This window comes from Geodermatophilus sp. DSM 45219 (assembly GCF_900104025.1).
Lineage (GTDB): Bacteria > Actinomycetota > Actinomycetes > Mycobacteriales > Geodermatophilaceae > Geodermatophilus.
Genome location: NZ_FNIQ01000002.1, coordinates 556,403 through 580,782, shown reverse-complemented (window position 1 = coordinate 580,782; position 24,380 = coordinate 556,403). Strand labels below are relative to the sequence as shown.

Here is a 24,380-nt window from a genome sequence, read left to right as displayed (position 1 = left end):
ACCGGGGGTGGGTGGACGCCGAGATCACGCTGACGGTCGACGGCGCGGCCCGCACGCTGACCGTCGACACCCGCACCACGCTGCTGGACGCGCTCCGGGAACGGCTGGGGGTCACCAGCCCGAAGAAGGGGTGCGACCACGGCCAGTGCGGTGCCTGCACCGTGTTGCTGGACGGCGACCGCGCGCTGCCCTGCCTGGCGCTGGCCGTCGCGCACGACGGCGCGGAGATCACCACCGCCGACGGGCTGGCAGCCGACGGTGAGCTGCACCCGGTGCAGCAGGCGTTCATCGACCGGGACGCCTTCCAGTGCGGCTACTGCACCCCCGGGCAGGTCTGCTCGGCGGTCGGCGTGCTGGCCGAGGTCGACCGCGGCTGGCCCAGCCACGCGACCGAGGACCTCACCGCCGACCCGCAGCTCACGCACGACGAGGTCGCCGAGCGGATGAGCGGCAACCTGTGCCGCTGCGGGGCCTACGTGAACATCGTCCCGGCGGTGCAGCAGGCCGGGGGTGTGCAGGCGTGAAGCCCTTCGCCTACGCCCGCCCGGGCAGCGTCGCCGAGGCCGTGCGGGACGTCGCCGCCGAGCCGGCCGCGGTGTTCCTCGCGGGCGGCACCAACCTGGTCGACCACCTCAAGCTCGGCGTCGCCCGCCCGGACCTGGTCGTGGACGTCCGCACCCTCACCTCCCGGGAGATCAGCGACCTGCCGGACGGCGGGCTTCGGCTGGGGGCGGCGTCGACCAACAGCGAGGTCGCCGCCGACCGCCGGGTCCGCGAGCGGTACCCGGTGCTGGCCGAGGCGTTGCTGGCCGGGGCCACGGGCCAGCTGCGGAACACGGCGACCACCGGTGGCAACCCGTTGCAGCGCACCCGCTGCGTCTACTTCCAGGACGTCACCACGGCCTGCAACAAGCGCGACCCCGGCAGCGGCTGCTCCGCGGTCGGCGGCTACACCCGCCACCACGCCGTCCTCGGTGTACCGGCGGCGCTGCCGGACCCCACGGCGCCCGAGACGTGCACCGCCACCCACCCCTCCGACATGGCCGTGGCCCTGGCCGCGCTCGACGCGCAGGTGCAGGTGCTCGGCCCGGCCGGGGAGCGCACGATCCCGTTCGCCGACCTGCACCGGCTGCCCGGCGACGACCCCTCCCGCGACACGGTGCTCGAGCACGGCGAGCTGATCACGGCCCTCGACCTCCCACCGCTGCCGGCGGGCGCCCGCTCGGCGTACCGCAAGGTCCGCGACCGCGCCTCCTACGCCTTCGCCCTGGTGTCGGTGGCCGCAGTCGTGACCGCTGACGGTCCCGGATCGAGCACTGTCCGCATCGCGCTGGGCGGGGTCGCGCACAAGCCGTGGCGGGCCACCCGCGCCGAGCAGGTGCTGCGCGGCGGCCCGCTCACCGAGGACGCCGTCCGCGCCGCGATGGCCGCCGAGCTGGCCGCGGCCCAGCCGCAGCCGGGGATCGACGGCGGCAACGGCTTCAAGATCCCGCTGCTGACCCGCACGGTGGTCGCCACCCTGCGCGAGCTCGTGGAGGCGACGCGATGACCGACCTGCTCGAGCCGCGCGCGATCGGCCGCGACCTGGCCCGCCGCGACGGGGTGGCCAAGGTCCGCGGGACGGCGACCTATGCGTTCGAGACCCCGGTCGAGCACCCCGCCTACGCGCACCCGGTGCAGGCCACCGTCGCCCGCGGCCGGGTCACCGCCGTGGACACCTCGGCCGCCGAGGCGCTCGACGGGGTGCTGGTGGTGCTGACCCCGTCCACCGCCGAACGGCTGGCGTCGACGGACGACGCCGAGCTCGCCGTCCTGCAGACCGACGAGGTCGGCTTCCGCGGGCAGCTGGTCGGCGTGGTGGTCGCCGAGACCTCCGAGCTGGCCCGGCAGGCCGCCGACCTGGTCCGGGTCGCCTACGAGGAGCGGCAGCACGACAGCGTGCTGTCGGTCGACAGGGACGACCTGTACGCGCCGGAGCAGGTGAACGCCGGCCACGAGACCGACACCGCCGAGGGCGACGTCGGGGCCGCGATGGCGAGCGCCGCGGTGGCGCTCGAGCGGACCTACAGCACGGCGATGTACCACAACAACCCGCTCGAGCCGCACGCCACGACCGCGCTGTGGGACCCGGCCGCCGAGGTGCCGCTGACGCTCTGGGACTCCACCCAGGGCGTGCACCCCGACCGCGCCACGGTCTGCCGGGTGCTCGGGCTCGAGGAGCGGCAGGTGCGGGTCGTCTGCCCCTACATCGGGGGCGGCTTCGGCTCCAAGGGCACGCCGCACGCCAACGTCGTCCTCGCCGCGATGGCGGCCCGCGCGCTGCCCGGCCGGCCGGTGAAGCTGGCGCTGACCCGCCAGCAGATGTTCTCCCTCGCCGGCTACCGCACGCCGACCATCCAGCAGGTGCAGCTGGCCGCCGACCGGTCTGGCCGGCTGTCGGCGATCGCCATCGACGTGGTCGAGCAGACCTCGCGGATCAAGGAGTTCGCCGAGCAGACCGGCGTCCCCACCCGGATGATGTACGCCTCGCCCAACCGGCGGACGACGCACCGCCTCGCCGCGCTGGACGTGCCGGTCCCGTCCTGGATGCGGGCACCGGGGGAGTGCCCCGGCATGTTCGGCCCCGAGGTGGCGCTCGACGAGCTGGCCGACGAGCTCGGCCTCGACCCGGTCGACCTGCGCATCCGCAACGAGCCCGAGGTCGACCCGGAGACGGGCAAGCCCTGGTCGAGCCGGCACCTCGTGGAGTGCCTGCGCGAGGGCGCGCAGCGCTTCGGCTGGGCCGACCGCCCGGCGCCGAGGCACCGCGACGGTGCCTGGCTGGTCGGCACCGGGGTCGCGTCGTCGGTCTACCCGACGATGCGGCAGGCCACCTCGACGGCGCGGATCCGGTACGCCGACGGCCGCTACGTCGCCGAGATCGGCGCCGCGGACCTGGGCACCGGCACGTGGACGACGCTGCCGCAGGTCGCCGCCGACGCCCTCGGCGTGGACGTGGACGACGTCGAGGTGCGCATCGGAGACACCGAGTACCCGATCGCGTCGGTGGCCGGCGGCTCGTCCGGGCTGAACACCTGGGGCTCGGCGCTGGTCGTGGCCGCCCGGGAGTTCCGCGGCAAGTTCGGGCGGCGCCCGGAGGACGGCGACGAGGCCACCGGGGACGTCGACCAGGCCGCGCAGGACGAGGACCACGCCGCCTACGCCTTCGGCGCGCAGTTCGTGGAGGCGCGGGTGCACGCCGACACCGGGGAGGTCCGGGTGCCACGGCTGCTCGGCGTCTTCGCGTGCGGGCGGATCGTCAACCCGCGGACCGCCCGGTCGCAGTTCGTCGGCGGCATGACCATGGGGCTGTCCATGGCGCTGCACGAGAACAGCGTGTGGGACCCGCAGGTGGGGCAGGTCGCCAACCACGACCTCGCCGAGTACCACGTCACGGTCAACGCCGACGTCGGCGACGTGCAGGCGCACTGGCTCGACGAGCACGACCCGTACGTCAACGCGATGGGCAGCAAGGGCATCGGCGAGATCGGGATCGTCGGCACCGCCGCGGCCGTCGTCAACGCCGTCCACCGGGCCACCGGCGTCCGGGTGCGCGACCTGCCGGTGACCCTCGACAAGCTGCTCACCGGTCTGGACTGAGCGCTGTCGGGCCGATGACCCAGGAGCCGTCCCGCTCCCGGGGGCGGGACCGGCCGCCGGCCAGGTACAGGCTGCTGGTCAGCGGGTGGCCCACCACCTCCTCGACGACCGCGGCGGCACGGAGGACGGCGTCCAGGCCGAGACCGGTCCGGACGCCGGGGTCGACGGCACGGCGGACCACGTCGACCACCCGTTCCACCGGCGTCGTGTGCCAGGCCGGCGACCTCACCGACCGCGGCCACCGCCTCGGGCGGTGCTGCGCCCGGCGTCGGCCCGGCTGTGGCCGTCGGCGGCCGAGACGCCTCGGTCGTCTCGGGGGTCGCGGCGGCCTCCGCCGTCATGTTGTGACGCTTGTCACCAGTGCCATTGGACCCTACCGTGACGTGCGCAATCCACTGTCGGGAGGATGCCCGTGGCCGAGCCCGCGCTGTCCGGTGTCCGGGTCCTCGAGCTCGGCCAGGTGATCGCCGGCCCGTTCTGCGGACAGCTGCTGGGAGACCTCGGCGCCGACGTCGTCAAGGTGGAGCCCCCGGGCGTGGGGGACGTGCTGCGGCAGTGGGGCCGGGTGCACGGCGAGGACGGCGACTCGCTGTGGTGGCGGGTCACCGGACGCAACAAGCGCAGCGTGACCGTGGACCTGCGCCGTCCCGAGGGGCAGGACATCGTCCGGCGGCTGGCCGGGCACTGCGACGTCGTGCTGGAGAACTTCCGGCCCGGGACCCTGGAGCGCTGGGGGCTGGGCTGGGCGGACCTCTCCCGGGTCGACGAGCGGCTGGTCATGGTGCGGGTCAGCGGCTTCGGGCAGGACGGGCCCTACGCCGGGCGCGCCGGGTACGCGGCGATCGGCGAGGCGATGGGCGGCCTGCGCGCGCTGACCGGGTACCCCGACCGGCCTCCGACGCGCGTGGGCCTGTCCATCGGCGACTCGCTGGCCGGCACGATGGCCGCTCTCGGCGCCGTCGCCGCCCTGGAGGCCCGCCACCGGACCGGCCGCGGTCAGGTCGTCGACGCGTCGATCTTCGAGTCGGTGCTGGCCATGACCGAGGCACTGGTACCCGAGTGGCAGGTGGCCGAGCTCAGGCGGGAGCGGACCGGCCCCACCCTCCCCGGCATCGCCCCCAGCAACGTCTACCCCACCGCGGACGGGCAGGTGCTCGTCGCCGCCAACCAGGACTCCGTCTTCCGCCGGCTCGCCGCGGCGATGGACGCACCGGAGCTGGCCGAGGACCCGCGCTTCGCCGACCACCGGGCCCGCGGGGAACGGCAGGCCGAGCTGGACGGGATCATCGCCGCCTGGACCCGGCCCCGCAGCGCTGCGGAGGTGCTGGACCGGCTGCACGGGGCCGGCGTCCCGGCCGGGCTGGTGTACGAGCCCGCGGACATGCTCGAGGACCCGCACTTCCGCGCCCGGGACTCGATCGTGCACGTACCCGACGAGGAGTTCGGCGAGGTGGCGATGCCGGCCGTGGTGCCACGGCTGAGCGCCACACCGGGCTCGGTCCGCGAGCGCGCGCCGCGGCTGGGGGAGCACACCGACGCCGTCCTGGCCGAGCTGCTCGGTCTGGGTGCCGAGGAGGTCGCCGCGCTGCGCGCCGCCGGGGTGGTCTGACCGCCGCCCGACCCGCCGACCCTGCCCGCCCCCTCGTGACCGGGGCCCGCCCCGGCCCGCCCACGCCCCCGACCCGCCCCCGCCGAGCCCAGGAGGAGGACATCGATGTCCCCTGAGGTCCTGTCGTTGATCGTGCTGCTCGTCATGTTCGTCATCGCGACGACGCTGCCGGTCAACATGGGCGTGCTGGGCTTCAGCGCGGCCTTCCTGCTCGGCACCCTGGCCCTCGACCTGACCGTCGACGAGATCCTGGCGGGCTTCCCGGCCGGCCTCTTCCTCACCCTGGCCGGGATCACCTACCTGTTCGGCATCGCGCAGATCAACGGGACGGTCGACCTGCTGATCCGCGGCGCCATCCGGCTGGTGGGGGGACGCATCGCGGCCATCCCGTGGATCATGTTCGCCGTCACCGCACTGCTGGTGGGCATCGGCGCCCTCTTCGCGGTGGCGATCGTGGCGCCGATCGCGCTGCGGTTCGCCTTCCGGTACGGGATCAACCCGCTGCTGATGGGCATGATGGTGGTGCACGGTGCGCTCGGCGGCGCCTTCACCCCGATCAGCGTCTACGGCAGCTTCGTCAACCAGCTGGTCGGTGACAGCGGCCTGGAGAGCAGCCCGCTCGCGCTGACCGTCGCGCCGCTGGCCTTCAACGCGGTCATCGGCGTCCTCGTCTTCGTCGCCTTCGGCGGCCGGCAGCTGCTCTCCGTCCGGACGCACGACGTGGCCGCCCAGCCGGCGGCGCGCGAGGCGGTGGAGGCCAGCGCGGTCACCAGCGGTGGGAGCGGCAGCGCCGGCACCGCGCCGGCCCGCGACCACGGCGTCGCGGCGGCCGGCTCGCCGGAGGACCCGGCACCCGGGCACGAGGGCACGCCCGAGCGGGTCCGGCCCGAGCAGCTGGTCACCGTCGTCGCGCTGCTGGCCTTCGCCGTGTGCACCGTCGTCTTCGACCTCGACGTCGGCTTCACCTCCATCCTGCTGGGCGCGCTCCTCGCCCTCGTCAGCCCGCGCGCGACGAAGGGGGCGGTCGACAAGATCGCCTGGTCGACGGTGCTGCTCATCGTCGGCGTGCTCACCTACGTCGGCGTGCTGCAGGAGGCCGGCACGATCGAGTACGTCAGCGACGCGATCGCCGGGCTGGGCGCGCCGCTGCTGGCCGCGCTGCTCATCTGCTACCTGGGCGGCATCGCCTCGGCCTTCGCATCCTCGGTCGCGATCCTGGGCGTGATGATCCCGCTGGCCATCCCGTTCCTGCAGCAGGGCGGCATCGGGGCGGTGGGGTTCATCGTCGCGCTCGCCATCGCCACGACGGTGGTCGACGTCAGCCCGTTCTCCACCAACGGCGCGCTGGTCCTGGCCAACGCCCAGGACATCGACCGCGACCGCTTCTACCGCCAGATGCTCGGCTACGCCGCGGTCGTCGTCGTCCTGGGGCCGCTGCTGGCCTGGGCCGTGTTCGTGCTGCCCGGGTGGCTGTGAGGGTGGCGCCGGGAGCCCCCGCCGGCTACTGCGCGGCGGCCGGGTAGGGCTCGGGCAGCGCCGGCGCGGGGGCGGTCCCGGCGTCCACCGGCTCGGGGGTGGGCCGCGGTCCCGGCGCCATCCGCACCTCGCCGCCGAGCAGCCGGCCGGCGTCGGGGACCACCGGCTCGAGCCCCAGCTCGGAGAGGATGGTGAACACCGTCGCCGTGGCGGCCGAGAGGACCGGCACGCCGGCGGCGTCCTCGACCGGCTGGATGGCCGCCAGCGAGGGCATCTGCACGCACGCGGAGAGCACCAGGGCATCGGCGTCGCGCACGTCGACCCGGCGCCAGTGCTCGCGCAGCGCGTCCGGGTCCAGCGCGGCGACCGCGAGGTTGTCCGAGACCTCCAGGCTCAGCGCGTCGCACACCTCGACCCCGGCGTCCTCCACGTAGTCGGCGACCAGCCGGGTCAGGGGCTTCATGTAGGGGGTGATCATCGCGACGCGCCGGGCCCCCATCGCGTCCAGCGCGCGCAGCAGGGCGCCGGCGCTGGAGACGACCGGGACGTCGAGCCCCTCGCCCTGCAGCACGCCGGTGATCTGGCCCTCGGCGGAGGAGTGGTAGCCCGGCCCCTGCGCCATGATGGCGACCAGGCAGGCGGAGGCGACGACGTCGGGGCGGGCGTCGGCCAGCTCCAGGGAGGCGCGCTCGGTCTGCGCGTTCATCCGCACGAGCTCCTCCGGCGTCACGTGCTTCATCCGCATCCGGCTGGAGTGGAAGGTGAACCGCTCACCGGGCACCACCCGCTCGCGGGCGAGCAGCATCCGCGGCAGCTCGGTCTCCATGGTCAGGTTCGAGCTCGGCACGATCATGCCGATCCGGTGGTCGCGCACGGGGCCTCCCCGGGACGTGTCAGGGTCGTCCGGGTACCCGTCGGCGACCCGGGTCACCCCTCGCGGCGGACCGCGGGCCGGAGCTCAGCAGCCGGCGGCGTTAGCCGCGCGCCGCACGAGGTCCTCGTGGACGCCCGGGTCGTCGGCGTCGACCACCGGGTAGCCGGCGTCGTCGCGCACCCGGTCGTGCAGGCCCAGCCGGGCCCGCGCCGCGTGGAAGCGCTGCAGCGCGACGGTCGACCACGCGCAGACCACGTCGGTGTACACGGCCACGGTCCCAGGGGCGACGTCCACGGTCACCGGCCACTCCTACTCGCCGGCCGGCCGGCCACGCGGGTCGGTGCGCGTTCCCCGCAGGTCAGCCGGTGAACGCCGCGCAGGCGACGCGGGTGGCGACGGGCGGCGCTGCGGCCCCCTCGGACTCCTGCACCACGGCCGCGACGCCGTCGCCGGCCAGCAGGTCCTCCAGCGGCTCGGGGCCGACCAGCGTGGTCAGCGTGCCCACGCCGCCGTCGAGCACCAGGACCCCGGGCAGCTCGGCGACGACGTCCCCGACGGCGGCGAACCCCTGCGCCGGGTCGCAGGTCCCGACGGCGTGCACGGTGACCGGGTGGGTGCCCGGCGTCAGCCCCGAGACGCGGAGCTCCAGCTCGGACCCGTTGTCGGTGTCGCGCATCCACGCCGTCCCCACCGTGCTGCCCTCGGGGTCCACCAGGTCGGCGGTGACCTCCACCGGCACCAGCGGCTCCTCCCCGGCGACGGCCAGCTCCTCGGACGCCACCTGGTCCTCCGCCGTGACCGCGGCCAGGTCCTCGCGCAGTCCGTCCTCCTCGTGGCTCGCGCAGGAGGTCAGGGCGAGCAGGACGGCGGCTGCCGGCAGCAGCGTGCGGCGCATGGCGGGGTGCTCCTCGGGATCGCGGGCGGTGACCCGAGGGGTGCCCCGGCCGGGTCGCGGCCCCACGCGGCCCGGCCGGGATGACACGAACTCGTCATGCGGACGGGTCGAGCGCCACCTTGGTCCAGCCGGCCTCGCGCCGGTCGAAGGTCTCGTAGGCGTCGAGCACCGTGGGCATGTCCCCGACCTGGGTGAGCACCGTCGAGGGGTCGATCGCGCCGGTGCGCACCAGGTCCAGCAGGTGCGGGATGTAGCGGCGGTGGTTGCAGTTGCCCATCTTCACGGTCAGGTTCTTGTTCATCGCCGCGCCGATCGGGAAGCTCGTCGCCTGCGGCGGGTAGACGCCGATCACGCCGATGGTGCCGGCCTTGGCCACGGCCTCCACCGCCCACTGCAGCGCCTGGCTGGGCGCGTCGCCGGGCACCCAGGTGTCCCCCTGCGGGTTCTGCTCGGGGGCCACCTGCGCGCGTTCCTGCTCGAACTGCCCGGCCTGCGCCTCCGCGGCCTCGGCGGCCGGCCCGCTCCTCGGCCGCTGCGCGTCGATGCCCACCGCCTCGATGACCCGGTCCACGCCGATGCCGCCGGTGAGCTCCTGGACGACGGCGACGGGGTCCTCGGCGTTGAAGTCGATCGCCTCCGCGCCGCGCGCCCGCGCCTGGTCCAGCCGGGTGCCCAAGCCGTCCACCACCAGGACGCGGCCGGCGCCCTGCTGGAAGGCGCTGGTGACGGCGAACTGGCCCACCGGCCCGGCGCCGAGCACCAGCACGGTGTCGCCCTTGCCGACCTCGGCCAGCCGGGCTCCGAACCACGCGGTCGGGTAGATGTCGGACAGCATGATCGCCGCGTCGTCTCCGACCTCCTCGGGCAGCCACACCGGGCCGACGTTCGCGTAGGGGATGCGGGCGTACTGCGCCTGCAGACCGTCGACCGGGCCGGTGGTCTGCGGCCCGCCGAAGAAGCAGGTGCCCGCGGTGGGCCCGTTGGGGTTGGCCCGGTCGCACTGGGCGTAGTAGCCGGCGCGGCAGTAGGAGCAGGTGCCGCAGCCGACGGTCGAGGGGATGACCACGCGGTCACCGGGCCGCAGGTTGCGCACGCCGGGGCCGGTCTCGCGGACGACGCCGACCGCCTCGTGGCCCAGGATCGTGCCCTCGACCATCCCCGACATCGTGCCGCGCACGAAGTGCAGGTCGGTGCCGCAGATGGCGCTGGCGGTGATCTCCACGATCGCGTCGGTCGGGTCCTGGACGGTGGGGTCGGGGACGTCGTCGAGCCGGATGTCGCCGACGCCGTGCCACACGACTGCCTTCACGGGTGCCTCCTCGGATCGTCGGATGTCGTGCCCTACCCGGTGGCCCGTCACCGAACCCGGGGACGGGTGCGCGGGCCCGCCGGCACCGGCCGCACCGTGGGCGGGAGGACGGTGGCTCCGCCTCCCCGGAGACCGACCGCGAGGGACGCCGATGCCCGTCTGCCGCCCGATCTGCCTCTGCACGCCGTCGACCGACCCCTCGGGGATGGGCGCGACGCTGCGCACGCACGCCCTGGCCCGGCCCGCCGACCGGGCCGCGTGCGAGGGGGCACCCATCCGCCCGGCCCGGTGAGGGTTGCCGCGCGTCGGACCCGGGCACGGGCACCGGCATGACGACGAGGATCGGCCTGGTCGGGGCCGGGTTCATCGCCGGCCGGCACCTGGACGCGCTCGCGCGGATCGAGGGCGTGACGGTCGCCGGGGTGGCCGACCCGCGGGCCGATCGGGCCGAGGTCCTCGCCGCCCGCGTCGGCGCCGCGGCGTACGCGCACTGGGCGGACCTGCTCGACGTCGAGCGGCTCGACGCCCTGTGGGTGTGCGTCCCGCCGCACGCGCACGGCCCGGTCGAGGAGGCGGCGGTCGACCGGGGGCTCCCGCTGTTCGTGGAGAAGCCCCTGGCCGCGGACCTGGGGACCGCGGAGCGGCTGGCCGCGCGCATCGGGGACGCCGGGCTGCCCACCTCCGTCGGCTACCACTGGCGCTACCTCGACACCCTGGAGACCGCGCGCGACCTGCTGGCCGGCTCCCCGGCGCGGATGGTGCTCGGCGCCTGGCTGGACAGGGCGCCGCGGGTCGACTGGTGGGCCCGGCAGGACGGCTCCGGCGGGCAGACCGTCGAGCAGGCCACCCACCTGTTCGACGTCGCCCGGGTGCTGGTGGGTGAGGTGGAGGGCGGCTGGGCGACCGGCTCCCGCTCCCCGGACGGGCCCGGCGACATCCTCGACGTCTGCACCGCCGCGCTGCGGTTCGCCTCCGGCGCGGTCGGCTCCTTCTCCAACAGCTGCCTGCTGCCGCGGGCGCACCGGATCGGTGTCGAGCTGGTCGCGCCGGGGCTGGGCCTGTGGCTCACCGAGCACCAGCTGGTCGTCACCGATCCCGACGGCGAGCGCACGATCGACCGCGAGGTCGACCCCTTCGAGGCCGAGGACCGCGCGTTCGTCGCCGCCGTCCGCGGCGAAGGGGACGACGTCCGGACGACGTACGCCGACGCGCTGCGCACCCACCGGCTGGCGGTCGCCGTGGCCACCGCTGCCGCCGACGGCGGGACGGTGCAGCTGTGAGGGCGGTCCGCACGATCGGCGTCGTCCGGCCGGGGGAGCCCGCGATCCTGGACGCCGAGGAGCCCGACCCCGGCCCCGGACAGGCGTGGGTGCGCACCGAGTGGAGCGGGATCAGCGCGGGGACCGAGGTGGCGCTGGTCCGCGGCACCGACCCGCACCACCTGCTGCACTGGGACCCCGAGCTGCGCTCCTTCGACGACGCCGGGCCGACGGCTGCCTACCCGGTGACCGGGCTGGGGTACATGGAGGTCGGCCGGGTCACCGAGAGCCGCACGCCCGGCCTCGCCGAGGGGCAGCTGGTCGCGATGGCCTACGGGCACCGCACCGGGTCCTGCGCCGACCCGTCGGCCAAGCCGGTCGTCCCGGTGCCCGACGACCTCGACCCGCTGCTCGGCGTCTACCTCGCCCAGATGGGGCCGATCTGCGTCAACGGGCTGCTGCACGCCGCGGCCGACGTCGCCGGGCCGGGCGCGGACGTCGACGCCGGCGTGCGCGACCGGCACGTGCTGGTCACCGGTGCGGGGGTCATCGGGCTGCTCACCGCGCTGCTCGCCGTCCAGCACGGCGCCGCGGACGTCGTCGTCGCCGAGCCGTCGGCGGAGCGGCGGGCGGTCGCCGAGGCGCTGGGCCTGGCCACGCTGCCCGACCCCACCGGTCCGGACGACCCCGCCCACCCCGCCTGGCGGGCGGTCAAGGAGCGCTGGCGGCACGGGCCGGGGGACGCCGGCGCCGACGTCGTCCTGCAGTGCCGCGGGCACGACGCCGCGCTGGCCACCGGCCTCAAGGCGCTGCGCCCGCAGGGCACCGTCGTCGACCTGGGCTTCTACCAGGCAGGGGCGGAGGCGGTGCGGCTCGGCGAGGAGTTCCACCACAACGGCCTCGCGGTGGTGTGCGCGCAGATCAGCCGCGTGCCGCGCGGCATGGCCGGCGCCTGGCCGCGGACGGCGCTGGCGCGGGTCACCCTCGACCTCCTGCGCGAGCGGGGCCCGGAGATCCGCACCCACCTGGTCACCGACGTGCTGCCGTTCGAGGAGGGCCCTCGTCTGCTGGCGGACCTCGCCGGCCGCCGGCTGGCCGCCCCGCCGCTGCAGGCCGTCCTCCGGTTCGACTGACCCGTGCGGGTCCTGCTGGTGGGCAACCACTGGACCGAGGGGCCCGGTGGCGCGGAGACGATGCTGGTGCTCACCGCCGAGCTGCTGCGCGCGGCCGGCCACGAGGTGGTGCCGTTCGCGGTCGCGGAGGAGCGGACGCTGCCGACGCCGGTGCGCCCGCTGCTCCCGGCCGCGGCGGGCAGCGGCTCCCGGACCCGGTTCGGCGAGGCGTGGGCGGGCACCTGGTCGCCCCGGGCGTACCGGGCGCTCGTGCGGGTGGTCGACGAGGTGCGGCCGGACGTGGCGCACGTGCACCACGTCTTCGAGCGGCTGACCGTCTCGGTGCTCGACGCGCTGCAGCGCCGCGGGGTGCCGACGGTGATGACGCTGCACGACTACAAGCCGGTCTGCCCGGACTTCCGGCTGTTCACCGACGGCGCGCCGTGCACCCGCTGCCTGTCCGGCGGCTACTGGCAGGTGGTGCGGCACCGCTGCCTGGAGGGCTCGCGCTGGCGGTCGGTCGCCGCGGCCGCCGACGCGTACGCCTCCCGCGCCCGCGGCGTGTACCAGCGGGTGGACCGCTTCCTCGCGCCGAGTGCCTTCCTCCGCGACCGGGTGGTCGAGGGCGGGCTGCCGGCCGGGCGGGTGCAGGTGCTGCCCAACCCGGTGGTGGCAGCGGCGTCGCCCCGGCCGTCCGCCACCGGGCCGCCCGTCGTCCTGTACGCCTCGCGGCTGGTCGCCGAGAAGGGCGTGGACACGCTGCTGGACGCCGCGGCCCGGCTGCCGGCCGGCGTGCGGGTGCGGCTGGCCGGGTCCGGGCGGCTGGAGCGGGCGGTGCGGTCCCGGGTCGCGGCGGAGGGGCTTCCGGTGGACGTGCTGGGCCCGCTGCCGCCGGAGCGGGTGGCCGCCGAGCTGCAGGCCGCGGCGGTCGCCGTCCTGCCGGCGCTGTGGTGGGAGAACTGCCCGATGGCGGTGCTGGAGGCCGCCGCCCACGGGGTGCCGGTGGTCGCCTCCGCCGTGGGCGGCGTGCCCGAGCTGGTGGACGACGGCGAGACCGGCCTGCTCGTGCCGCCGGGGGACGCCGCCGCGCTGGCCGGCACGCTCACCCGGCTGCTGTCGGATCCCGCGGCGGCCGACCGTCTCGGCCGGGCCGGATGGGCCCGGGTGCGGTCCCGGCACGACCCCCTCGACCATGTCGCGGCGCTGCAGGAGCTGTACCGGCGTGTCGCGCGGTGAGTCGTTCCGGACTCCCTTGTGTCGCAACGGGGCTTGACGGATCCTGCCGTCATCGCCGCTGACGCCGGGTGGGCCGGGCTGCTGCGGCGGCTCGGAGAGTGGGTCGTCATGAAGTGGGCGATCATCGCTGTGCTCGGCTTCGGGTTGGAGATCGCACTGGTCATCGCGATGGCACGGGGCAACACAGCCCGCTGGGAGCGCAACCACCGGGCGGCCCGGGCTGAGATCCGGGCCCGCGAGGAGGCGTCGCTCCGGGTGCGCGCGGCGGCACTGGTCGCGCAGCGCGTGCCGCACCCGCACCTGGCGCACCTCCCGCACGTGCACCTGCCGCCGCGGGTGGCCGACCGCATCGGGCACACCCGCAGCGCGCTGCACCGCCCGCACCTGCACCTGCCGCACCTGCACCTGCTGCACCGGGACCGCCCCGCGCCGCAGACCGACGCGCCGGTGCCCCCGCGCGACGAGGAGAGCCCGACCGGCTCGCCGTCCTGACGGGCGGCACCGTCGTCACCGGCTGACCGCGCGACCACCGACGCGTGCTCCCCGCGCTGACCTCGCGGACAGCCCTCGGTGGCCACCGTCCCGTCCGGACCCCTGAGGAGGACCCTCCGGACCGTTCCCCTCCCGCGGTACGGCGGTGGCAGCCCGAGCCCGTCGCAGCTGTCCCGCCACCTGCGCACCGGTGCCGACCCGGACCTGCGCAGGCGCCGCGGGATCGTGGGTCTCTCGCTCCTGGGTGCGGGCATCGGCCAGGTCGTCGGCGCCTACCAGACCGGGATCCTCCGCCACCTGCCCGATCCACCGGTCGGGCCGTTCGACAGCGATCGCGTCGACGCCTCCGACTACGCCTACCGCCGTGCCTCCAGCCCGGACGGCCTGGTGATGGTCCTCACCTACGCGGTCACCGCGTGGCTGGCCGGGGCGGGCGGGCAGGACCGGGCGCGCCACCGGCCGGTCCTGCCCCTGCTGATGACCGCCGAGGTCGCCACCGACGTGGTCACCGACCTGGCCCTGGCCAGCGAGGAGTGGCGGGAGAACGAGGCCCTGTGCGCCCGGTGCCAGGCCGCCACCGCGGTGTCCGTCGCCTCGCTGGCGCGCGCGCTGCCGGAGGCGCGGCGGGCCTGGCGGCAGGTGCGCAGCGGCTGACCCTCCGAGGGACTAGCCCGGGAAGGGCAGCGGCTGCAGCGGCGGAGCCGGGTCCCCGGTGCCGGAGGCAGCCTGCACCCGGCCGGACAGCGACGGCCCCTGCGCCGCCCTGGCCGCGCACCGGGCGGCTCGTCGCGCCGCCTCCTGCCGCTCGGCCGCGCGCCGCGCGTGCAGCGCCCGGGCCTCCGCGGCGCCCGGTGCCGCGAAGCCGTCCGCGGTGAGCCGGCAGGCACCGAGCCGCACCCAGCGCGTCCCGCCGGCCACGTCCCGGACGCCGACGAGGAGCCCCGTGTTGTGCCGGCGCACCGCGTACGCGACGCCGCGGACGGCGACCTCGGTGTCGCCGGCGACCTCGGCCGCCGGACCGTAGAGCCACGTCACGTGCCGGAACCGCTGACGCAGGCGGTCGTCTCGGGCCCGCCAGGACGTGTCCGGCAGGGCTGACAGCTGCACCTCGACCGCCTGGCCCACCTCGTCCACGGCGACGTGCAGGCCGGTGCGGCACCCGGCGTCGGGCACCTTCTCCATCCGCGGCCGGTGCCCCTGCCCGGTGAGCCACGCCGCGACGGCCCGCTGGTAGCGGAGGTGCTCGTACGCCGGAGCGGCGTCGGACCCGCGACCGGTGAAGCGGCACCGCGCATCGCCGCCGTGGCGGAACCGCGGCCGGGCGCCGTCCAGGGCGAGCCGGCCGCCGCAGCCGCCGGCCTCTCGGGAGCACCAGAAGCCGCTGCCGTGGTGCGACCCCAGCGCACGGGCGGCTGCGGCCTCCTCGGGCAGCACGACGGGGCTCGTCCCCGCCGGCCCGTCCGTCACCGCCCAGCGCAGCTCGCTCGACACGCCGCGACGGTAGGACGGGGGTCCGACGGGAACTCAGGTCACCACCGGATCTGCGAGCCCGGTGAGCGTCGCGGGGTCGACGGCGGCGCCCTCGCCGGCGACCGGGTCGAACACCTCCAGCTCGTACAGCCGGCCGCGGACGACGTGCAGCACGACGTCGACCGCGTGCCCGTCCGGCCCCCGACCGGTGCCCTCCACGGCGAGGTGGTCGTCGCGCCCGGTCGCCGAGAGCTCCGCGACCCGGGCCGCGGGGACGGCGGCCGACGGGGTGCTCAGCCGGACGGACGAGCAACCGCACCCGCAGACCCCGTCGACGAGCGCCGTCCCCGCCTGCGCGCGCAGCAGCGGCTCACCGACCACGGCCGCCAGCGCGTCGAGCAGCCGTCGCTCACCCGGCGTCGGTGGGCGCGGGGGCACGTCCCGCCAGGTCATGACGCCACCGACCGGAACAGGTCGACCACGCGGTCGGCGTGCGCGTCGAAGGTGTGCTGCTCGCGCACCGCGAGCGCGGCCGCGGCACCCCGCCGGCCGGCCAGCTCCCCGGCCAGGACGTCGGCCACCTCGTCGGCGGAGCCGTAGAGCAGCCCGGTGCCGTCGCGGCGCAGCACCCGCTCGACCGACACCAGCGACCCCGGGTTGGCCTGTTGCAGCAGCGGCAGTCCCGCGGCGAGGTGGACCGGGAGCCGGGCGGGGGAGTTGAGGTCGTCCCAGGTCGCCCGCCGCAGGTCGCCGCCGTTGGTGCTGTCGAAGCGGTGCAGCCACCCGGCGTCGTACCGGGACAGCTCGGTCACCCAGTCCTCCGGCCCGACCGGCGGGTGCACGTGCACGAACTCCGGCGCGGCGGCGAGCGCGGCATCCAGCCAGCCGGTCCACGACCCCTTCGGCCCGGGCGCCCGCACCTGCCCGTGGAGGTGGGTGTGCACGCCGCGTGCGGCCAGCCCGAGCACCCAGTCCAGGTCGAGCCCGGCCGGCCGGCCGGCGACGACGGTGTGCGGCTGCCCGTCGGCGTCCGACAGCTTCGGCGACAGCGGTGCGTCCAGCCAGTCGCGCTTGGGCAGGTCGCCGTCCAGCACCCCGAGCCGCGCGGGGTCGACCCGGCCGGACAGCGCCAGGGCGAACCAGTCCCGCTCCTCCTCGGTCGCGAACAGGGACGCCGGGGCACGGGTCACCAGCTCGGCCAGCAGCGGCCACTCGCCCCGCACGGTGCTGCGCTGCGGCGACTCCTTGAACGTCCACACGAACGGCAGCCCGGGGAACGCGGACTGCACCTCGCGCGCGAAGGGCACCGCGCGCCAGTTCAGCTGCGCCCACACCACGTCGGGCGCCAGGGCCCGCACGCCGGACCGCCAGTCCTCGCGCGCCAGGTCGGGCACGTGCCCGAACGGCAGCGGCCCGATGGTGGCGTCGCCCAGGCTGTCGGCCGTCCAGAGCCCGGTGAGGCGGTGCCCGCGCTCGGCCAGCGCGAGCACCCGCTCGGGGTTGAGCGCGAGCTCGCCGACCAGCAGCACGGAGAGCCCGTCCGCGGCCGGTGGGTACGTCCGTGACCGGAACCGGGCGTAGCGGGCGACCTCGTCGACGGCGCCACCATCGGTGGAGGCGAAGCGCAGCGGCTCGCGCACCCGGTAGCGGCTGCGGAAGACGTTCAACCCGCCGTCCCGCGACTCGCGCAGCGCTGCCGAGCGCTGTGCCGGGTGCCGGGTCCACGAGCAGGTGACCCGGCCGGTGTCCGCCGTCCGCCCGGGGAGCCGGTCCCACATCAGCCGGCCCAGGTCGTCGGTCTCCAGCTCGGCCCGCTCGGTCCACCGCTCGGCGGTGACCCGGTGGGCGACCTGCACCAGCTGGGCGTACGCGGTCTCGGCCGGCTCGGCCAGGCGGGACACCGCGGTCCCGACGTCCGGGTCCGCCAGGCGCTCCAGCAGCGCGGCCAGGTGGTCGGGGGACCAGACGTCGTCGGCCGGCAGGTAGGCGACCAGCGGGGTCTCCAGCGCGTCGAGCCCGGCGTTCAGCGTGGCGCCGAGGCCGCGGTTGGCCGCCCACCGCAGCAGCCGCACCCGCGGATCGGCCGGCCCGGGAACCGGCTCCGGCGAGCCGTCGTCGAGCACCAGCGCGGTCCACGAGGTGCAGGACTGGGCGAGCAGGCCCTCCAGCGCCCGGGGCAGGAACGCCGCCTGGTCGTGCACCGGCACCAGCACGCCGACGGCGGTCACGCCGCGAGCCCGAAGGCGGGCCCCTCCCGCACGCCCGCGTAGACCGCCGCCACCCGGGCCGCCAGCCGCGGCCACGAGTACCCGTCCGCCCGGGCGCGCGCCCCCGCCGACAGCCCGGCGCGCAGGTCGGCGTCGGCGGCCAGCCGGTCCAGCGCGGCGGCCAGCGCCCCGACGTCCCCGGGCGGCACGAGCAGGCCGGTGACCCCGTCGCGGACCACCTCGGGGATGCCGCCGACGTCGCTGGCGACCACCGGCAGGCCTGCGGCCATGGCCTCGGTGAGCACCGAGCCCATCTCCTCGTACGCCGAGGGCAGCACCAGGACGTCGAGAGCGGCCAGCACGGCCGGGACGGCGGAGTGCTCGACGAAGCCGGTCAGGTGCGCCCGCGGCAGACCGGCCGCCAGCCGGTGCACCCGCTCGCGGTCGGGCCCGTCGCCGACGACGACCAGCCAGGCGTCGGCGCGCATCCGGCCGAACGCCTCGACCAGCAGGTCGGCCCGCTTCTGCGGGGCCAGCCGGCCGACGTAGCCGATCCGCGGCCGGCCGGCTCCCGGGAACGCGTCGGCGGCGCGGCCGGCGAACAGCGCCGGGTCGAAGCCCGACGGGATGGTGTGCACGTGCTCGGCGCGCAGCCCGTCGGCGGCCAGCGCCGCCGCCGTCCGGTCGGTGAGGACGACGACCGCGTCGGCCCGGCGCAGCGCCGACCGCTCCACCCACCCGCCGAGCGCCCGCAGCAGCCGGGTGCGCGGACCCCGGCCGGTCAGCGTGTGCCCGACGCTGCAGTGCACGGTCACCACCAGCGGGCAGCGGTGCCGGCGAGCGGCGAGCCGGGCCAGCGGCAGGGTGGCCAGGTCCTCGCCCTGGTGGGCGTGCACCACGTCGACCGCCCGGGCGGGCCGGCGCAGGACGACGCGCAGCGCGTCGAGGGCCCACAGCTGGCGCAGTCGCGGCACGCGCAGCCCGGTGCGGTGGACCACGGCGGAGCGGCCGAGCGGGGTCGGTCCGCGGCGCCCGGCCAGCCGCGAGGTGACCACCGTCTGGGCGAGCCCCTGCGCGTCCAGGCAGCGGGTCAGCGTGGCGGTGTGGTTCTGCATCCCGCCGACCGGGTCGAACCGCGCGGACCGCCCGTCGACGGACAGCGGCTCGAACACGCTGCACAGCCTCAGCACGTGGACGGGGTGCACGGGGCCTCCTGGTTGGAGTGACTCAACCCAGATCGACGGACCCGCAGTGAAGCAGAGTTGCGGCGCCGTCGCCGCCGGGGAGGATGCCGCAGGTGACCGCCCCACTCGCCGACCCGGCCGTGCGCCGCGTGGCGCTGGTGCGCCTGCGGCTGGGCCTGGGCGACCTGCTCTGCTCGCTGCCCGCCCTGCACCGGCTGCGCGCGGCCCGGCCGGACCTGCGGGTCACCCTGGTCACCTGGGCGGAGACCGCGGGGGTGGTCGAGCGGATGGGGGACGCCGTCGACGAGCTGCTGGCCTTCCCGGGGGCGGACGACGTGCCCGACCGCCCGCCCGGCCGCGAGCCCGACCCGGCGTCCTGGGCCGCCTTCACCGCCGCGGCCGCCGCGCGCCGCTTCGACCTCGCGCTGCAGGTCTACGGCGACCGGCCGGCCGCCAACCGGGTCACCGCGGCGCTGGGCGCCCGGCTCGTCGGCGGGTTCGCGCCGACCGGGTGGACCCCGCCGCCCGGCACGGAGCACCTGCACCTGCGCTACCCGCTGGAGCTGCACGAGGCCGAGCGGCACACCCGGCTGTTCGAGCACCTCGGCGTGCCGCCGGCCGGACCGCCGGTCATGGCCTTCCCGGTCCCGCCCGCCGAGGAGGCCGGGCACGCGGCCACGCTCGACCGGCACGGCCTGGTGCCGGGTGGGTACGCCGTCCTGCACCCCGGCGCCTCCTCGCCCACCCGGATGTGGCCGGTCGAGCGGTACGCCGCGGTCGGGGACGCGCTGGCCGCCGACGGGCTGGCCGTCGTCGTCACCGGCGGGCCGGGGGAGCGGCCGCTCGGCGCCGCGGTGGCCGCCGCGATGCGCGCCCCGGCGGTCGACCTCACCGGCGCCACCGGCCTCGGCGGGCTGGCGGCCCTGCTGCGCGACGCCGCGGTGCTGGTCGGCAACGACACCGGCTCGGCGCACCTGGCCGCGGCCGTCGGCGCGCGCAGCGTCACCGTCTTCCTGCCCGGCGACCCGGTGCGGTGGGCGCACCGCGGGCCGCGGCACCGCGCGGTCGTGGCCGACGTCCCGTGCGCGCCCTGCCCGCACCTGGTCTGCCCGATCGACTTCCGGTGCGCGGACTCGGTGCGGCCCGTCGACGTGCTCGCCGCCGCCCGGGCGCTGGTGGCGCGGTGAGCCGGCTGTCGCTGGTCTGCGACTCCGAGAACTGGGGCGGCGCCGAGGTGTACCTCGGTCACCTGCTGCGCCGGGCCGGCGGCCTCGGCTGGACGGCGTCGCTGGTCTGCGCCGAGCCGGTCGCCGGGCGGTTCGCCGCGCTGGTCCCGCCCGGCCGGCTCGCCGCCGTCCCGCTGGCCCGGCACACCGGCGCCGCGCCCGCGGTGCGCGCCGGCCTCGCCGCGCAGGAGCCCGACGTCGTCCTGGTCAACCTCGTCGACCCCGGGTCCAACGCGGCGGCGGTGGCGGCGGCGCTGGAGGTCGCCCCGACGGTCGGCGTCCTGCACCTGCCCGGCGACGTCGGTACCGGCGAGGGGCGGGCGCACCTGGCCGGGCTGTACGGCGCGATGGCCGCCGTCCTCACCCCGGCCGCCGGCGCCCGCGGCCAGCTGGTCGAGGAGCTCGGGGTGCCGGGGGGACGGGTGCACGTCGTCCCCAACGGCGTGGACGTCCCCGCCGACCCGGCCGGGCCAGCCGGGAACGCGGTGCCGCGGATCGGTGCGCTGGGGCGGCTGACCGCGCAGAAGGGCTTCGACGTGCTGCTCGACGCCGTCCGCACGCTGACCGGCGACGGCGTGCCGGTGGAGGTCGTGGTCGGCGGCGAGGGGCGGGACGGCGAGCGGCTGCGGGCCGCGGCCGCCGGGCTGCCGGTCACCTTCCGCGGCTTCGTCGACGACGTCCGCGGCTTCCTCGCCGGCCTCGACGTCTTCTGCCTGTCCTCCCGCCGCGAGGCGCTGCCGCTGGTGCTGCTGGAGGCGATGGCCGAGGGGCTGCCCTGCGTGGCCACCGACGTGGGGGACGTCGCGGTCGCGGTCGGTGCCGACGCCGTCGTCGTCCCGCCGGAGGACGCCGGGGCGCTGGCCGCCGCGCTGGCCGGGCTGGTGGGCGACCCGTCCGCGCGCGCCCGGCTCGGACGGCGGGCGCGGGAGCGGGCGGTCGCCTCCTTCGACGCGGACCTGATGGCTCGCCGCACGTCCGCCGTCCTCGCACGCGCGGCGGGTGTGCCCCCGACCGGCGCGGGGAACGGCCCGGGGGACGAGAGTTGAGGAGCGGGGCACCGACGCCCCGCAGACCGGAGAGGACGCCGTCCATGGCCATCGCGACGATCAACCCCGCCACCGGCGAGACGCTGCAGACCTTCGACCCGCTGACCGACGAGGCGGTGGAGGAGAAGGTCGCCCGCGCGGCCGCCGCGTTCGAGGGCTACCGGCTGACCACCGCCCAGCAGCGGGCCGGCTGGCTGCGCGCCGCCGCCGACGTGCTGGACGGCGACGCCAAGCGGGTGGCCGAGCTGATGACCACCGAGATGGGCAAGACGCTGGCCTCGGCGCAGGCCGAGGTGGGCAAGTGCGCCAAGGCGCTGCGCTACTACGCCGAGCACGGCGAGGACATGCTGCAGCCGCAGCCGGCCGACGCGTCGGCGGTCGGCGCGGTGGAGGCCTACGTCGTCCACCAGCCGCTGGGCGTCGTCCTGGCGGTCATGCCGTGGAACTTCCCGCTCTGGCAGGCGATGCGCTTCGCCGCCCCGGCGCTGATGGCCGGCAACGTCGGCCTGCTCAAGCACGCCAGCAACGTGCCGCAGACCGCGCTGTACCTGGAGGAGCTGTTCCGGCGGGCCGGCTTCCCCGACGACGTCTTCCAGACCCTGCTCATCGGCTCGGGGCAGGTGGAGGCGGTGCTCCGCGACGACCGGGTGGTCGCCGCGACGCTGACCGGGTCCAACGCCGCCGGCCAGGCGGTGGCGACGGTCGCCGGGGACGCGCTGAAGAAGACCGTGCTGGAGCTCGGCGGGTCCGACCCGTTCATCGTGATGCCCTCAGCGGACCTGGAGCGCGCCGCGGAGGTGGCGGTGACCGCCCGCTGCCAGAACAACGGGCAGAGCTGCATCGCGGCCAAGCGGTTCTTCGTGCACCGCGACGTGGCCGAGGAGTTCACCCGGCTGTTCGCCGAGAAGATGGCCGCCCTCACCGTCGGCGACCCGATGGCCGAGGACACCCAGGTCGGCCCGCTGGCCACCGAGTCCGGGCGGGAGGACGTCGAGCGGTACGTCGCCGACGCCGTGGACAAGGGCGCCACGGTCGTCACCGGCGGCAAGCGCGTGGACCGGCCGGGCTGGTTCTACGAGCCGACCCTGGTGAGCGGCGTGACCCCCGAGATGGGCATCTGGTCGGAGGAGGTGTTCGGCCCGGTCGCCGCGCTGCACGTCGTCGCGGACCTCGACGAGGCCATCCGGCTGGCCAACGAGCACGTGTACGGCCTGGGCTCGAACCTGTGGAGCGAGGACCAGGGCGAGCGGCTGCGGTTCATCCGCGACATCCAGTCCGGCATGGCGTTCGTGAACGGGATGACGACCAGCTACCCGGAGCTGCCGTTCGGCGGGGTCAAGCAGAGCGGCTACGGCCGTGAGCTGACCGAGTTGGGCATGTACGAGTTCTGCAACGCCAAGACCGTGTGGATCGGCGCGCCCAGCAGCGAGCAGGCCGACCGCAGCACCGCGGGCGCGGCGGCCGAGTGACCCGCGTCGTCCTGGCGACCGCCTACGGCGGGCCGGAGGTGCTCACGGTCGCCGACCGGCCGGTGGGCGAGCCCGGACCCGGGCAGGCGCGGGTCGCGGTCCGGGCCGCCGGGGTGAACCCGGCGGACTGGAAGAGCTACACCGGCGCCTTCGGCACCGATCCGGCCGCGCTGCCGAAGCGGCTCGGCTTCGAGGTCTCGGGCGTGGTCACCGCCGTGGGCCCGGACGCCGCCGTCGCGGTGGGGGACGAGGTCATCGGGTTCCGGGTCTCGGGCGGGTACGCCGCCGAGCTCGTCGTCCCCACCTCGGCGCTGGTGCCCAAGCCGGCGTCGCTGGGCTGGGAGCAGGCGGCCGGGCTCATGCTCACCGGCGCCACCGCGGTGCACGCGCTGACCGCGACCGGCGTCGGCGCGGGCGACACCGTGCTGGTGCACGGCGCGGCCGGCGGGGTGGGGCTGATGGCCGTGCAGCTCGCGGTGCTGCGCGGCGCCCGGGTGGTCGGCACCGTCGGCGGGGACGGCGCGGACCTGGTGCGCCGGCTGGGCGGCGAGCCGGTGCGCTACGGCGACGGGCTGGCCGACCGGGTGCGCGCCGCCGCCCCGGACGGCGTGGACGCCGCGCTGGACCTGGTCGGCAGCGACGAGGCCGTCGACGTCTCCCTGGAGCTGGTCGCCGACCGGCAGCGCATCGCCACCATCGCGGCGTTCGGCCGGGCCGCGGCCGACGGGATCAGGGCGCTCGGCGGCGGGCCGGGTGCCAACCCGGGCACCGAGCTGCGGGACGCCGCCCGCACCGAGCTGGCCGGGCTCGCCGGCGACGGCCGCCTGGAGGTGGTGGTCGCCGGCGTCTTCCCGCTGGAGGAGGTCGCCGCGGCGCACCGGCAGGGGATGGCCGGCCACTCCCACGGGAAGCTGGTGCTCGTCCCCTGGTGAAGGACCCCTGCCCCCCACCGCTCGCACGCTCGCGCCGGGACCCTGCAGGGGGCCGCTAGACCTCCTCGACGGGGAAGGTGCGGCTCGGCGCCACCACCTCGTCCTGCGCGGCGACCAGCAGGATCTCCCGCGAGCGGGCGGCCTCGGTGGCGGCCAGCAGCCCGTGCACGGACGCGGCCGCCGCGGCCAGCGCGGTCCCGGCGTCCCGGCTGGACAGCCAGTGCGCGAGGAACAGCGCCGCGACGGCGTCGCCGGCGCCGTTGACCGCCACGTCCAGCCGCGGCGTGCGCACCCGGAAGTGCCGCCCGCCCTCGGAGGCGAGCAGGTCGACGGCGTCCGCGGGGGTGTCGTCGGTGTCCAGCGAGGTGGTGAGCACGACCCGGGGGCCGAGCGCCTGCACCGCGGCGACGGCGTCCTCCACGTCACCGAGGGTCTTCGTCGTCGTCCCCGCGAGCCAGTCCAGCTCGTAGTGGTTGGGGGTGACGACATCGGCGGCGGGGACGGCGGTCTCGCGCATGAACTCGGGGATGCCGGGGCGGACGAAGACGCCGCGCCCGACGTCGCCGATGACCGGGTCGCAGCAGTAGACCGCGGCCGGGTTCGCCTGCCGCACCCGCTGCACGGTCTGGACGACGGCGTGGCCGATGTCGGCCGAGCCGAGGTAGCCGGACAGGACCGCGTCGCAGCCGCCCAGCACGCCGCGCTCGTCGATGCCGTCGACGACCTCCTCGATCGCCGGGCCGTCGAAGACCCGCCCGCGCCAGGCGCCGTAGCCGGTGTGGTTGGAGAACTGGACGGTGTGCACCGGCCACACCTCGATGCCGAGGCGCTGCAACGGGAAGACGGCGGAGGAGTTGCCGACGTGTCCGTAGGCGACGTGCGACTGGATCGAGAGGACGGCGACCATGGGGGAGACGGTCGCACAGCGGGTCGGCGGGCGGTCCG

The 24,380-nt window shown here is 76.5% G+C and carries 25 protein-coding genes; 15 read left to right on the top strand and 10 right to left on the bottom strand.

Annotated elements, in window-relative coordinates; translation table 11 throughout:
• The first annotated feature begins 11 nt into the window (after window positions 1–11).
• From BLR12_RS07775 to BLR12_RS07765, 3 genes are read left to right on the top strand one after another with little or no spacing between them, the layout of a single operon-like run.
• Entirely contained in the window at window positions 12–524 is a 513-nt protein-coding gene (locus BLR12_RS07775) for a 2Fe-2S iron-sulfur cluster-binding protein (RefSeq protein WP_091375788.1), read from the top strand.
• A complete protein-coding gene (locus BLR12_RS07770; RefSeq protein WP_091375786.1) occupies window positions 521–1,549 on the top strand; it encodes an FAD binding domain-containing protein in 1,029 nt (342 codons plus the stop codon). Before BLR12_RS07775 ends, BLR12_RS07770 begins: the two co-directional genes overlap by 4 nt.
• A complete protein-coding gene (locus tag BLR12_RS07765) occupies window positions 1,546–3,639 on the top strand; it encodes a xanthine dehydrogenase family protein molybdopterin-binding subunit (protein ID WP_091375783.1) in 2,094 nt (697 codons plus the stop codon). Before BLR12_RS07770 ends, BLR12_RS07765 begins: the two co-directional genes overlap by 4 nt.
• Here the strand turns inward: BLR12_RS07765 and BLR12_RS07760 are convergent.
• Window positions 3,623–3,868: a hypothetical protein gene (locus tag BLR12_RS07760; RefSeq protein ID WP_143018737.1), complete on the bottom strand. Its 246-nt coding sequence runs from the start codon at window positions 3,866–3,868 to the stop codon at window positions 3,623–3,625. The two genes, BLR12_RS07765 and BLR12_RS07760, sit on opposite strands and share 17 nt — an antisense overlap.
• A 183-nt stretch (window positions 3,869–4,051) precedes the next feature.
• On the opposite strand from BLR12_RS07760, the gene BLR12_RS07755 reads away from it, so the two are divergent.
• Window positions 4,052–5,248 carry a CaiB/BaiF CoA transferase family protein gene (locus BLR12_RS07755; protein WP_218120582.1) on the top strand — a complete coding sequence of 399 codons (1,197 nt, stop codon included), beginning with the start codon at window positions 4,052–4,054 and terminating at the stop codon, window positions 5,246–5,248.
• Window positions 5,249–5,353: 105 nt separating this feature from the next.
• Entirely contained in the window at window positions 5,354–6,724 is a 1,371-nt protein-coding gene (locus tag BLR12_RS07750) for an SLC13 family permease (protein ID WP_091375773.1), read from the top strand.
• Window positions 6,725–6,749: 25 nt separating this feature from the next.
• On the opposite strand, the gene BLR12_RS07745 is transcribed toward BLR12_RS07750, so the two are convergent.
• The 4 genes from BLR12_RS07745 to BLR12_RS07730 all read right to left on the bottom strand — a co-directional run bounded on the left by BLR12_RS07745 (window position 6,750) and on the right by BLR12_RS07730 (window position 9,802).
• A complete protein-coding gene (locus BLR12_RS07745) occupies window positions 6,750–7,598 on the bottom strand; it encodes a maleate cis-trans isomerase family protein (RefSeq protein ID WP_091375769.1) in 849 nt (282 codons plus the stop codon).
• Window positions 7,599–7,682: 84 nt separating this feature from the next.
• Window positions 7,683–7,898, bottom strand: a complete 216-nt coding sequence (locus BLR12_RS24420; RefSeq protein ID WP_176832409.1) for a hypothetical protein — start codon at window positions 7,896–7,898, stop codon at window positions 7,683–7,685.
• A 58-nt stretch (window positions 7,899–7,956) separates the two neighbouring features.
• Complete coding sequence (locus tag BLR12_RS07735; protein WP_091375767.1) at window positions 7,957–8,493, bottom strand: superoxide dismutase family protein; 537 nt, start codon at window positions 8,491–8,493, stop codon at window positions 7,957–7,959.
• Between the two features lie 94 nt (window positions 8,494–8,587).
• Window positions 8,588–9,802 carry a zinc-dependent alcohol dehydrogenase gene (locus tag BLR12_RS07730; protein WP_091375765.1) on the bottom strand — a complete coding sequence of 405 codons (1,215 nt, stop codon included), beginning with the start codon at window positions 9,800–9,802 and terminating at the stop codon, window positions 8,588–8,590.
• Between the two features lie 151 nt (window positions 9,803–9,953).
• Between BLR12_RS07730 and BLR12_RS24835 the strand changes: the two genes are divergently transcribed.
• The 6 genes from BLR12_RS24835 (at window position 9,954) to BLR12_RS07705 (ending at window position 14,555) form a co-directional block, all read left to right on the top strand.
• Window positions 9,954–10,094: a hypothetical protein gene (locus BLR12_RS24835; protein ID WP_218120581.1), complete on the top strand. Its 141-nt coding sequence runs from the start codon at window positions 9,954–9,956 to the stop codon at window positions 10,092–10,094.
• Between the two features lie 37 nt (window positions 10,095–10,131).
• Window positions 10,132–11,082: a Gfo/Idh/MocA family protein gene (locus tag BLR12_RS07725; protein ID WP_091375762.1), complete on the top strand. Its 951-nt coding sequence runs from the start codon at window positions 10,132–10,134 to the stop codon at window positions 11,080–11,082.
• Complete coding sequence (locus BLR12_RS07720; RefSeq protein ID WP_091375759.1) at window positions 11,079–12,194, top strand: zinc-binding dehydrogenase; 1,116 nt, start codon at window positions 11,079–11,081, stop codon at window positions 12,192–12,194. The genes BLR12_RS07725 and BLR12_RS07720 overlap by 4 nt, the downstream gene beginning before the upstream one ends.
• Before the next feature lie 3 nt (window positions 12,195–12,197).
• Window positions 12,198–13,409, top strand: coding sequence for a glycosyltransferase (locus tag BLR12_RS07715; RefSeq protein WP_091375756.1), 1,212 nt, complete (start codon window positions 12,198–12,200; stop codon window positions 13,407–13,409).
• Window positions 13,410–13,442: 33 nt separating this feature from the next.
• Window positions 13,443–13,901: a hypothetical protein gene (locus tag BLR12_RS07710; RefSeq protein WP_143018736.1), complete on the top strand. Its 459-nt coding sequence runs from the start codon at window positions 13,443–13,445 to the stop codon at window positions 13,899–13,901.
• Between the two features lie 225 nt (window positions 13,902–14,126).
• Entirely contained in the window at window positions 14,127–14,555 is a 429-nt protein-coding gene (locus BLR12_RS07705; protein ID WP_255363357.1) for a vitamin K epoxide reductase family protein, read from the top strand.
• A 12-nt stretch (window positions 14,556–14,567) separates the two neighbouring features.
• Here the strand turns inward: BLR12_RS07705 and BLR12_RS07700 are convergent, their stop codons facing one another.
• From BLR12_RS07700 to BLR12_RS07685, 4 genes are read right to left on the bottom strand one after another with little or no spacing between them, the layout of a single operon-like run.
• Entirely contained in the window at window positions 14,568–15,392 is an 825-nt protein-coding gene (locus tag BLR12_RS07700) for a competence protein CoiA family protein (RefSeq protein ID WP_091375752.1), read from the bottom strand.
• A gap of 33 nt (window positions 15,393–15,425) precedes the next feature.
• Window positions 15,426–15,824 (bottom strand): hypothetical protein, encoded by a 399-nt coding sequence (locus BLR12_RS07695; RefSeq protein ID WP_091375749.1) that lies wholly within the window; start codon window positions 15,822–15,824, stop codon window positions 15,426–15,428.
• Window positions 15,821–17,599 carry a glycosyltransferase family 2 protein gene (locus tag BLR12_RS07690; RefSeq protein WP_091375746.1) on the bottom strand — a complete coding sequence of 593 codons (1,779 nt, stop codon included), beginning with the start codon at window positions 17,597–17,599 and terminating at the stop codon, window positions 15,821–15,823. Before BLR12_RS07690 ends, BLR12_RS07695 begins: the two co-directional genes overlap by 4 nt.
• On the bottom strand, window positions 17,596–18,783 hold the full coding sequence (locus tag BLR12_RS07685; RefSeq protein WP_091375743.1) for a glycosyltransferase: 1,188 nt from the start codon (window positions 18,781–18,783) through the stop codon (window positions 17,596–17,598). The genes BLR12_RS07690 and BLR12_RS07685 overlap by 4 nt, the downstream gene beginning before the upstream one ends.
• A gap of 83 nt (window positions 18,784–18,866) precedes the next feature.
• Here BLR12_RS07685 and BLR12_RS07680 point away from each other — a divergent pair, with 83 nt between their 5' ends.
• The 4 genes from BLR12_RS07680 to BLR12_RS07665 are packed head-to-tail and all read left to right on the top strand — an operon-like array spanning window position 18,867 to window position 23,435.
• Window positions 18,867–19,949, top strand: a complete 1,083-nt coding sequence (locus BLR12_RS07680) for a glycosyltransferase family 9 protein (RefSeq protein WP_091375740.1) — start codon at window positions 18,867–18,869, stop codon at window positions 19,947–19,949.
• Window positions 19,946–21,034 carry a glycosyltransferase gene (locus tag BLR12_RS07675; RefSeq protein WP_091375738.1) on the top strand — a complete coding sequence of 363 codons (1,089 nt, stop codon included), beginning with the start codon at window positions 19,946–19,948 and terminating at the stop codon, window positions 21,032–21,034. The genes BLR12_RS07680 and BLR12_RS07675 overlap by 4 nt, the downstream gene beginning before the upstream one ends.
• A gap of 44 nt (window positions 21,035–21,078) precedes the next feature.
• On the top strand, window positions 21,079–22,503 hold the full coding sequence (locus BLR12_RS07670) for an NADP-dependent succinic semialdehyde dehydrogenase (protein WP_091375735.1): 1,425 nt from the start codon (window positions 21,079–21,081) through the stop codon (window positions 22,501–22,503).
• Window positions 22,500–23,435, top strand: a complete 936-nt coding sequence (locus tag BLR12_RS07665) for a quinone oxidoreductase family protein (RefSeq protein WP_091375732.1) — start codon at window positions 22,500–22,502, stop codon at window positions 23,433–23,435. Before BLR12_RS07670 ends, BLR12_RS07665 begins: the two co-directional genes overlap by 4 nt.
• 55 nt (window positions 23,436–23,490) lie before the next feature.
• Here the strand turns inward: BLR12_RS07665 and pdxY are convergent, their stop codons facing one another.
• Window positions 23,491–24,342 (bottom strand): pyridoxal kinase PdxY, encoded by an 852-nt coding sequence (pdxY, locus tag BLR12_RS07660; protein WP_091375729.1) that lies wholly within the window; start codon window positions 24,340–24,342, stop codon window positions 23,491–23,493.
• Window positions 24,343–24,380: the final 38 nt, after the last annotated feature.

Bases quoted from the DNA above. Each gene is read 5' to 3' on its own strand.
- BLR12_RS07765 (WP_091375783.1), top strand. From the start codon at position 1,546: ATGACCGACCTGCTCGAGCCGCGCGCGATCGGCCGCGACCTGGCCCGC.
- BLR12_RS07750 (WP_091375773.1), top strand. From the start codon at position 5,354: ATGTCCCCTGAGGTCCTGTCGTTGATCGTGCTGCTCGTCATGTTCGTC.
- BLR12_RS07735 (WP_091375767.1), bottom strand. From the start codon at position 8,493: ATGCGCCGCACGCTGCTGCCGGCAGCCGCCGTCCTGCTCGCCCTGACC.
- BLR12_RS24835 (WP_218120581.1), top strand. From the start codon at position 9,954: ATGCCCGTCTGCCGCCCGATCTGCCTCTGCACGCCGTCGACCGACCCC.
- BLR12_RS07725 (WP_091375762.1), top strand. From the start codon at position 10,132: ATGACGACGAGGATCGGCCTGGTCGGGGCCGGGTTCATCGCCGGCCGG.
- BLR12_RS07695 (WP_091375749.1), bottom strand. From the start codon at position 15,824: ATGACCTGGCGGGACGTGCCCCCGCGCCCACCGACGCCGGGTGAGCGA.
- BLR12_RS07680 (WP_091375740.1), top strand. From the start codon at position 18,867: ATGCCGCAGGTGACCGCCCCACTCGCCGACCCGGCCGTGCGCCGCGTG.
- BLR12_RS07670 (WP_091375735.1), top strand. From the start codon at position 21,079: ATGGCCATCGCGACGATCAACCCCGCCACCGGCGAGACGCTGCAGACC.
- pdxY (WP_091375729.1), bottom strand. From the start codon at position 24,342: ATGGTCGCCGTCCTCTCGATCCAGTCGCACGTCGCCTACGGACACGTC.